Raw genomic sequence first — 7,978 nt, 5'->3', positions numbered from 1 at the left:
GGCGCTCACCCAGCATTACGCCGATTTCGACGTGCAGGTCCGCGCCGTCCTTGGCCCCGGCCACAACCCCCATGCCGAGGCCGAGATCTTCCTCTCGACCCTGTTTGAGAAACTTCTCAAACCCTGAACAGACCCGCCCCCAATCGCCCCAGCCAAAACCGGCGCGGAAAGCTTAAACCGCGACGACCTTCACCGACCCGCCCGCCGCCGTGAGCGCGATCTCGCCGTCGGCAAGGCGCAGCGCATCGGTGCCGAAAACCTCTAGCCGCCAGCCATGCAGCGCCGCAACATCGCGTTTGCCCGCCGCGATCCGATCCAGATCCGACGCGGTGGCGATCAGCTTTGCCGCAACGCCGGTCTGTTCCGATTTCGCCTTCAAAAGCACGCGCAACAGATCGGCCAGCGCGGTATTGACCTGCAACTGCGCCTCGTCACTGCCGGTGCGGGGGAAATCTTCGGGCTTCACCTCAAGCCCCGCCTTCACGGCGGTAATGATCCCCTCGGCAATCTCGCCGCGCCGCGCCTCGCGCAGCAACAGACGCGATTTGCCAAGCTCCTCCATCGAGGTGGGCTTGGTCGAGGCCAGTTCCAACAGCGCATCATCTTTAAAGATACGCGAGCGCGGAATATTGCGGGCTTGGGCAAAGCCTTCGCGGAACCGCGCCAATTCGCGCACCACCGCCATGAAGCGGCCCGAATTGGTGCGCGTCTTGACGCGCATCCACGCCTCTTCGGGGCGGTTGATATAGGTTTCGGGGTTGAGCAAGATCGCCTCTTCCTCCTCGACCCAGCTTTCGCGCCCCGATTTGGCCAGTTCCTTGGACAGGAATTCGTAGATCACCCGCAAATGGGTGACATCGGCGATGGCATAATTCTTTTGCGCCTCGGTCAGCGGGCGGCGCGACCAATCGGTAAAGCGCGAGGTTTTATCCAGCGATTGCTTGGCGATCTTGCGCACCAGCGTCTCATAGCCCACCTGTTCGCCAAAGCCGCAGACCATCGCAGCGACCTGCGTATCAAACAGCGGATGCGGGAACACCTGCGCTTCGGTAAAGAAAATCTCAAGATCCTGACGCGCGGCGTGGAACACTTTGACCGTCGGCGCATGGCGGAACAGGTCATAAAGCGGCTCAAGCGAAATCCCCTCGGCCAGCGGATCGACCAGCACCGCCTCGCCGTCTTTGCCGGGCAGCGCCATCTGCACAAGGCACAGCTTCGACCAATAGGTGCGTTCGCGCAAAAACTCGGTATCGACCGTCACATAGGGCGCTTGTTTCGCGCGATTGCAAAAGTCGGTCAAAGCTTCGGTGGTGGAAATCGTATGCATCGCGCCCTTTCTATCGCGGGGTCATCCCGCCCGATGTCATTTTCCTTAAGCGTTGCAGGGCGCAAAGGAAAGCACGGATCGCAAGGCTCTGCCCGGTTTACGCCGCAGATCAGGTCAAAAACAGCGGCGTGCGATTGCCCGCGATGAAGCGGCGCAGCACGGCGGGGTAAAGAGCGTGTTCCTGCCCCAGCACCCGCGCGGCCAGCGTCTCGGCGCTGTCGCCCGCCTGCACCGGCACCCGGGCTTGCCCCAAAATCGGGCCATCATCCAAAACCGGCGTCACCTCATGCACGGTGCAGCCCGCCTCGGTGTCACCCGCATCAAGCGCGCGCTGATGCGTGTGCAATCCCGGATATTTCGGCAAAAGCGAGGGGTGGATGTTCAGCATCCGCCCTTCGAAGGCCTGCACGAAATCGGGCGTCAGCACCCGCATGAAGCCCGCCAAGCAGACGACATCGGGCTTGGCTGCCAAGATGGGTTTAAGCAGTTCCGCCTCAAAGGCGGCACGGTCTTTGCCAAAGGGGCGATGGTCGATCACCGCCGTTGGCACGCCCTTGCGCGCGGCTTTTTCGATGCCGCCCGCGCTTGGGTCGTTTGAGGCGACCAGAACCGGGCGCGCATAGGCCAGCGTCTGCATGTCCTCGACAAGGCGCAGCATGTTGGAGCCGCCCCCCGAAATGAGGATCGCGACCCGTTTCACAGCAGTTGGCCCTTATAGGTGACGCCCGCCCCTTCGGTGATCGTGCCAAGCTTGGTGACAGTTTCCCCCTCGGCCTCCAACAGGCTTTGCAGTGCTTCGGCTTGGTCTGCGGCGACAACGCAAATCATGCCGATGCCGCAGTTGAAGGTTTTCAAAAGCTCCGCCTCTTCCATATTGGCGGTTTCGGCCAGCCAGCGGAACACGCCCGGCAGTTCCCATGCGCCCAGATCGATGGTGGCGCCCATGCCTTCGGGCAGCACGCGCGGCAGGTTTTCGGTCAGCCCGCCGCCGGTGATATGGGCCAGCGCATGCACCCCGCCCGCGCGCACCGCAGCCAGCGCCTGTTTGACGTAAAGCCGGGTGGGGGCAAGGAGCGCCTCGCCAAGCGAGCCCTCGGAAAACGGCGAGGCCGCGTCCCAACCAAGGCCCGACATCTCGACCACTTTGCGCACGAAGCTATAGCCGTTCGAATGCACCCCGTTCGAGCCAAGCCCCAACAGCACATCGCCCGTCTGCACGCCCGCGGGCAGATCGGCGCCGCGTTCCATCGCCCCCACAGCAAAGCCCGCAAGGTCGAAATCGCCCTTGGCATACATGCCCGGCATTTCCGCCGTTTCGCCGCCAATCAGCGCACAGCCCGATTGCGCGCAGCCCTCGGCAATGCCCTCGACGATGCGCGCGGCCTGATCGACCTCCAGCTTGCCGGTGGCGAAATAGTCCAGAAAGAACAGCGGCTCGGCGCCTTGGCAGACAAGGTCGTTCACGCACATCGCCACAAGGTCGATGCCGATCGTATCGACATTGCCGGTATCGATGGCGATGCGCAGCTTGGTGCCCACGCCATCGGTGGCCGCAACCAAGATCGGGTCTTTATAGCCCGCGCCCTTGAGGTCGAACAAAGCGCCAAAGCCGCCCAGCCCCGCCATCGTGCCCGGGCGCGTGGTGCGTTTGGCGGCGGGCTTGATCCGTTCGACCAGCGCATTGCCCGCGTCGATATCGACCCCCGCTTGCGAATAGGTCAGGCCGGGTTTGCGCTCGCTCATGGCTGTCTCCTTGGAGTGCGGGGGGTGCGTTCCGGGGATCGGTCGCGAAGGATTCGTCGCGCGAAGCCCTAGCGCAAAGCCGCTTGCCTCGCAACGCCCTGCCGCATGCCGCGCCGATCATCGCACATCCTGCCGCACCGCCACAACCGCACCGCTGCGCAAGCGCGCGCGCAGGGCCGCTTTGTTACCGGCCAGGGCCAACACCGCTTGACCGACACGCGCTTCGTGCCTAAGCCTTTGCGCGTGCTGGGGGCCTGTAGCTCAATGGTCAGAGCAGGGCGCTCATAACGCCTTGGTTGGGGGTTCGAGTCCCTCCGGGCCTACCAGCCCCGGCAGTGGCGCAACAGCCGCGATGCCACGTCAAAAGGGCCTTCCGGCAGGAAGGCCCTTTCGTTTGGTTTCATCTGTCGATGGCGTCGATGTCAGACCATTGGTGTCAGACGGGCGGACGGCCGCGCAGGGCGCGCGCCACCATCGCGACGACAAACAAGATCAAGAACAGCACGAACAGAACCTGCGCAATCGAGGCGGAGGCCCCGGCAATGCCGCCAAATCCCAAAGCACCGGCAATCAGCGCGACGACGAGGAAGGTCAAAGCCCAACCAAGCATGGGTATCTCCTTTCGGAAGCGGTTTCGGGGTGCATCGCCGCGCGGCGACGACGCTTGTAGGGACAAAACGCCCACCCCCTTTGCCGCGTTCCCTCACGAAAATGTCATAGACTGCTGGCGGTGGCCTCTGTCTCGCCACACCGGCGCGCCTCGGCCTCTTCCAGCGCAATCGGGGTGAAATGCAGGCTCAGCCGGTAGCTTTCGTCCACCTGCCCGCGTTCCAGCCGACCTTGCAACTGCGCGGCAAAAGCCGCCAAAAGCCGGGTGCCAAAGCCATCGGAGGGCGGCACCATGCCCGGCGGCACACTCATCGTCACTTCGGCCGCTGGGGCCAGCGAATTGACGATTTCAAAAAGCGCCGTGCCATCGTCTTGCCGCACCAAGCTGACGCGCACCGCAGCCAGCCCGCGCTGACCACGCCACGCATGTTTGAGCACATTATCCAGCCCCTCGGTCAACAGCAGCGCCAACGCCACCGCCTGATCGGGCACAAGGCGAATATCCTCGACCTGCAAATCCAGTTCGAAGCGGCGCTCGCGCGTGGTGCCGATTTTCAGGATATGCCGCGCGATCCGGGGCAACAGCTCATCGGCGCGAATATCGGTCTGGCCCGAGGTCAGATAAAGTTCGCGGTGGATCGTCGCAAGGCTCAGCACCCGCTCTTGCACATTGGTCATCGCGGCGCGGGTCTCATCGGATTTCGCGCGGCGCAATTGCATGTTCAGGATCGAGGCAATCAGTTGCAGGTTGTTTTTCACCCGGTGATGCACTTCGCGCAGCAGCACCTCTTTTTGGTGGATCACATTTTCCAGATAGGCTTCGTCATGCAACACCGCCTCGGTCATATGTTCATGCGCCCGGGCCACATCGCGCAATTCCGTCGGCGCCCCGGCCATTGACAGCGGGCGCACCCGCCGGTCGCCGCGCGCAAACGCGGTGATCGAGGCATGCAACACGCGCACATGGCGCAAAACCTGACTTTCCGCCGCAAGCCATGCCACCAAAAGGCTGGCCGCCCACATCAGAAACGGAAAGGCAAAGGGCGGCCAATCCGACAAAACGCCCTCATCATCAAGCGTATCGGCGGGCCAGGAGGCCAGAAGATACAGATTGCCCTCGGACAGCGGCACCACCGCAAAGGCGCGGCGGCGGCCATCGGCGGCCTCGGCCAAAAAGCTTTGCCCGCCCTGCCCCACGAATTGGCCAAGCGGGCGCGTGGCGGGTAGCGCGCGGGCAACATCATCAAGCCCGGTGGTCGAGGTCAGCACCTCGCCCGTCGCGTCAAAGGTGACAATCGTCAGCGGGCGTTCCCCGCCAGAGGTGGCGGCGATGCCGCGGTTTTCAAAACCCGCATGCGGCATCGACACAGAGGCGAACCCAAGCAACTGCCCCGAAAGGTCGCGCACCGGAAGCGAAAAATTCAAAATCGACGTGCCCGAGATCGGCCCCGCGCGATTGACATGCAAAAGCGGGCGCGGGTTCGCCACCTGACCGGCGAGCCACGCGCTCTCGGTCAGATCATGCGGCCCCGCCCCCGAAGTGCAGCGCACCTGCCCATCCACCGGCACAAAGCCGACGAAGGAATAATCCCCCTCGGCGGTATTTGCGATCTGGCGCATATGGGCAGAACAGGTTTCGGGATCTTTGAGCCATTGCGGCAAGCCCGCCGCCATCGCCATCGCGGTGCCGCGCGCCTGCATCAGCAAATCGATCTGCGGCGCGGCGGCCATCAGTGTCTCGCCCAAGATCGCGGCGCGCATCCGGCTTTCGGCCAAGCGGTTCGAGGCCATGGATTGCGCAAAGCTCAAAATCGCAAGGGGCAGCAGCACCACCCCCATCACCAGCATCAGCCGCGCGCCAAGCCCGTCGACGCGCGCCCGCAACCATTGCAACGGGCTCATGCTGCCTGCGGACCGCCCGGGCCCGCCACGGCCTGAAAGGAGGCGGGCGAGGAAAGAATATCTTCTCCTTCGTCAAGCTCCAACAATTCCGCCAAGCGCGCCCGCGCCCGGTTCGCCCGGCTTTTCGCCGTGCCGATCGCGCAGCCCATCATCTCGGCGGCCTGTTCATAAGAATAGCCATTCGCGCCCACCAAGATCAGCACCTCGCGGTGTTCATCGGAAAGTTGGTCGAAGGCGCGGGTGAAATCGGCCAAAGCCAGACGCCCGTCATGCGCCGGACGCACCGAAAGCGCGCCCGCATGCACCCCATCGGGGTCGGCCACCTCGCGGCGCGTTTTGCGGCGCGCCGAATAGAACGTGTTGCGCAAAATCGTGAAGAGCCAAGCCTTCATATCCGTGCCGACCTGAAACTTGTCGAAATTGCTCCAGGCTTTCAGGATCGCCTCTTGCACCAGATCGTCAGCTTCAGGCACGTTTCGGGTCAGCGAAATCGCAAAGGCGCGCAACGCAGGGATATGCGTAGCCAGCTCGTCGCGCGGGTCGGCGGCGGGGTTGGTCGCGGCGTCACCATTCACTGCGAGTCCTCCTTCACGGCATTTTGCTGCGCGCCATCCTGCTGCGCCTTGAGTTGCGCCAACAGCGCCTTGAACCGGTCCGGGATCTCGGGTTCGAGCGCCGATTCATAGACACGCTTGAGGTTTTCATCGATGTCGCGCCGCAATGCGGGCTTGCTCTTTTCCTCTGTCATCTCTTGCGCCATGCTCTTTTTTTGGGTGTATCAGTCAATCTTCGGGAACCCAACGCCCCCGCGCCGCGTTCGGTTCCCAGAAAAACTCGCATTGGGGAGAAAAATCGATGACGTCCACCGCAACCCTCGATCTGTCGCAGGCGATTGCCGGGGAGCTTCCGTATCTGCGCCGCTATGCGCGCGCGCTCACCGGCAACCAACAATCGGGTGATGCCTTCGCGGCGGCGACATTGGAAAGCCTGCTGATTGACCCTTCGGTGGTCGCGGCGGCAACGCGCCCGAAAGTGGGGCTGTTCCATGCCTTCCACCTTGTTTGGGCCAGCGCCGGGGCACCGGGGGCCGAGGCCGCCGATGGGCCCGCGGCGCGTGCGCAGGCGCTCATGGCGGGGCTGACCAAAAACTCGCGCGAGGCGCTGCTTTTGCATTCGATCGAAGGCTTCACCCACGCGGAAATCGGCGCGATTATGCAGATGGAAGCCGAAGAAGTGGCGGGGCTGATCGCTGCCGCCAATAGCGAAATGGCGCGCGCCGTCACCGGCAAGGTGATGGTGATCGAAGATGAAGCGATCATCGCCATGGATCTGAGCGATATCGTCTCGGGCATCGGCCATACCGTAACCGGCGTGGCGCGCACCCGTGCCGAGGCGGTGGCCTTGGCCGCCAAGGACCGCCCCGATCTGATCTTGTCGGATATTCAACTGGCCGATAATTCCTCGGGCATCGATGCGGTCAATGACATCTTGACCCAGATCGGCGAAGTGCCGGTGATCTTCATCACCGCCTTCCCCGAACGGCTGTTGACCGGCGACAAGCCCGAACCGGCCTTCTTGATCACCAAGCCCTTCTCCGAAGAACAGGTGCGCTCGGCGGTCAGCCAAGCGATGTTCTTTGCCTCGACCGAGACGTTGACGGGCTAAGCGGCGCGCGGGGCCTGCGTTGCAGGCAGGTCCGCGCCAGATATTGCAACATAACAAAAGGCGGGTGCCAAAAGCGCCCGCCTTTTGTCCTCCCGCCTTTCGGCAGGACGCGCCGCTCGGGCCGCACTCAAGGCACTGTGACACGGGTTTTACGAAAAAGAGGGAACGCAGATGCGACTTTTGCGTTTGGTTCCCAGAACGCGCCGCAAGGCGCGCATCCCGCGACAAACAGGAGTTTCCCGATGTTTCGCAAAACCTTGATCGCCACCACCACCGCCCTGTTGCTTACCAGCCCCGCGCTGGCGGCGACGCAGGTGCATGAAATCGAGGTCGAAACCGATCTGACCGCCATCGCCAATGACAAGGCTGCCGCCTATTGGGGCGGCGTGGCCCAAGACGTGCAAGAAGCGATTGCCGAGCGTCTGGCCGAAAACGAGCAACTCGCCCCGAGCGGCGCGACGGTTTCAGTCGATATTGACGCTTTGGCCTTGGCCAATACCTTTGAAAAGCTGACCGATGAGGAACAGGCGGTGCTGGTGGGGCAGGTCAATGTCACCTCGCCCACCGACAATTCCGATTTCGACAGCTATACCGTGCTGGTCAATACCTCGGCCGCCCATGCCTTTGACCCCGAGGGCAAGCTGAAAAAAGGCGCCTATTTCGACAGCCCCGCCTATTACGTGGCTATGGTGAATGCCTTTGCAAACCAAGTGGTTGCGCGGCTGAATTAAT

General features: G+C 63.0%; 10 protein-coding genes and 1 tRNA gene. 4 read left to right on the top strand and 7 right to left on the bottom strand.

Annotation, left to right across the window (positions count from 1 at the left end; translation table 11 throughout):
• On the top strand, positions 1-127 hold a 127-nt coding region (locus CKO11_RS15765; RefSeq protein ID WP_223640900.1), incomplete at its 5' end, for a TetR family transcriptional regulator C-terminal domain-containing protein.
• Positions 128-172: 45 nt separating this feature from the next.
• Here the strand turns inward: CKO11_RS15765 and rnd are convergent.
• The 3 genes from rnd to purM all read right to left on the bottom strand — a co-directional run bounded on the left by rnd (position 173) and on the right by purM (position 3,070).
• The gene (gene rnd / locus CKO11_RS15760; RefSeq protein WP_223640895.1) at positions 173-1,327 is read right to left on the bottom strand and encodes a ribonuclease D; all 1,155 of its coding nucleotides are present in this window, start codon (positions 1,325-1,327) and stop codon (positions 173-175) included.
• A 109-nt stretch (positions 1,328-1,436) separates the two neighbouring features.
• A complete protein-coding gene (purN, locus tag CKO11_RS15755) occupies positions 1,437-2,027 on the bottom strand; it encodes a phosphoribosylglycinamide formyltransferase (protein WP_223640893.1) in 591 nt (196 codons plus the stop codon).
• The gene (gene purM, locus CKO11_RS15750; RefSeq protein WP_223640891.1) at positions 2,024-3,070 is read right to left on the bottom strand and encodes a phosphoribosylformylglycinamidine cyclo-ligase; all 1,047 of its coding nucleotides are present in this window, start codon (positions 3,068-3,070) and stop codon (positions 2,024-2,026) included. Before purM ends, purN begins: the two co-directional genes overlap by 4 nt.
• Before the next feature lie 250 nt (positions 3,071-3,320).
• On the opposite strand from purM, the gene CKO11_RS15745 reads away from it, so the two are divergent.
• Positions 3,321-3,396 (top strand) — tRNA-Ile (locus tag CKO11_RS15745).
• Positions 3,397-3,506: 110 nt separating this feature from the next.
• On the opposite strand, the gene CKO11_RS15740 is transcribed toward CKO11_RS15745, so the two are convergent.
• The 4 genes from CKO11_RS15740 to CKO11_RS15725 form a co-directional block, all read right to left on the bottom strand.
• A complete protein-coding gene (locus CKO11_RS15740; protein ID WP_223640889.1) occupies positions 3,507-3,680 on the bottom strand; it encodes a DUF1328 domain-containing protein in 174 nt (57 codons plus the stop codon).
• Positions 3,681-3,784: 104 nt separating this feature from the next.
• Positions 3,785-5,581, bottom strand: coding sequence for a sensor histidine kinase (locus CKO11_RS15735; RefSeq protein WP_223640887.1), 1,797 nt, complete (start codon positions 5,579-5,581; stop codon positions 3,785-3,787).
• Positions 5,578-6,156 carry an RNA polymerase sigma factor gene (locus CKO11_RS15730; RefSeq protein WP_223640885.1) on the bottom strand — a complete coding sequence of 193 codons (579 nt, stop codon included), beginning with the start codon at positions 6,154-6,156 and terminating at the stop codon, positions 5,578-5,580. Before CKO11_RS15730 ends, CKO11_RS15735 begins: the two co-directional genes overlap by 4 nt.
• Positions 6,153-6,341 (bottom strand): NepR family anti-sigma factor, encoded by a 189-nt coding sequence (locus CKO11_RS15725; RefSeq protein WP_223640883.1) that lies wholly within the window; start codon positions 6,339-6,341, stop codon positions 6,153-6,155. The genes CKO11_RS15730 and CKO11_RS15725 overlap by 4 nt, the downstream gene beginning before the upstream one ends.
• Before the next feature lie 95 nt (positions 6,342-6,436).
• On the opposite strand from CKO11_RS15725, the gene CKO11_RS15720 reads away from it, so the two are divergent.
• A complete protein-coding gene (locus CKO11_RS15720; RefSeq protein WP_223640881.1) occupies positions 6,437-7,246 on the top strand; it encodes a response regulator in 810 nt (269 codons plus the stop codon).
• Between the two features lie 242 nt (positions 7,247-7,488).
• The gene (locus CKO11_RS15715; RefSeq protein ID WP_223640879.1) at positions 7,489-7,977 is read left to right on the top strand and encodes a hypothetical protein; all 489 of its coding nucleotides are present in this window, start codon (positions 7,489-7,491) and stop codon (positions 7,975-7,977) included.
• The last annotated feature ends 1 nt before the right edge of the window (position 7,978 follow it).

Origin of the sequence: Rhodobacter sp. TJ_12 (assembly GCF_020023995.1) — a bacterium.
GTDB lineage: Bacteria > Pseudomonadota > Alphaproteobacteria > Rhodobacterales > Rhodobacteraceae > Rhodobacter.
Note: the sequence above shows the minus strand (reverse complement) of the source record. Positions and strands in the feature narration are given on the sequence as shown.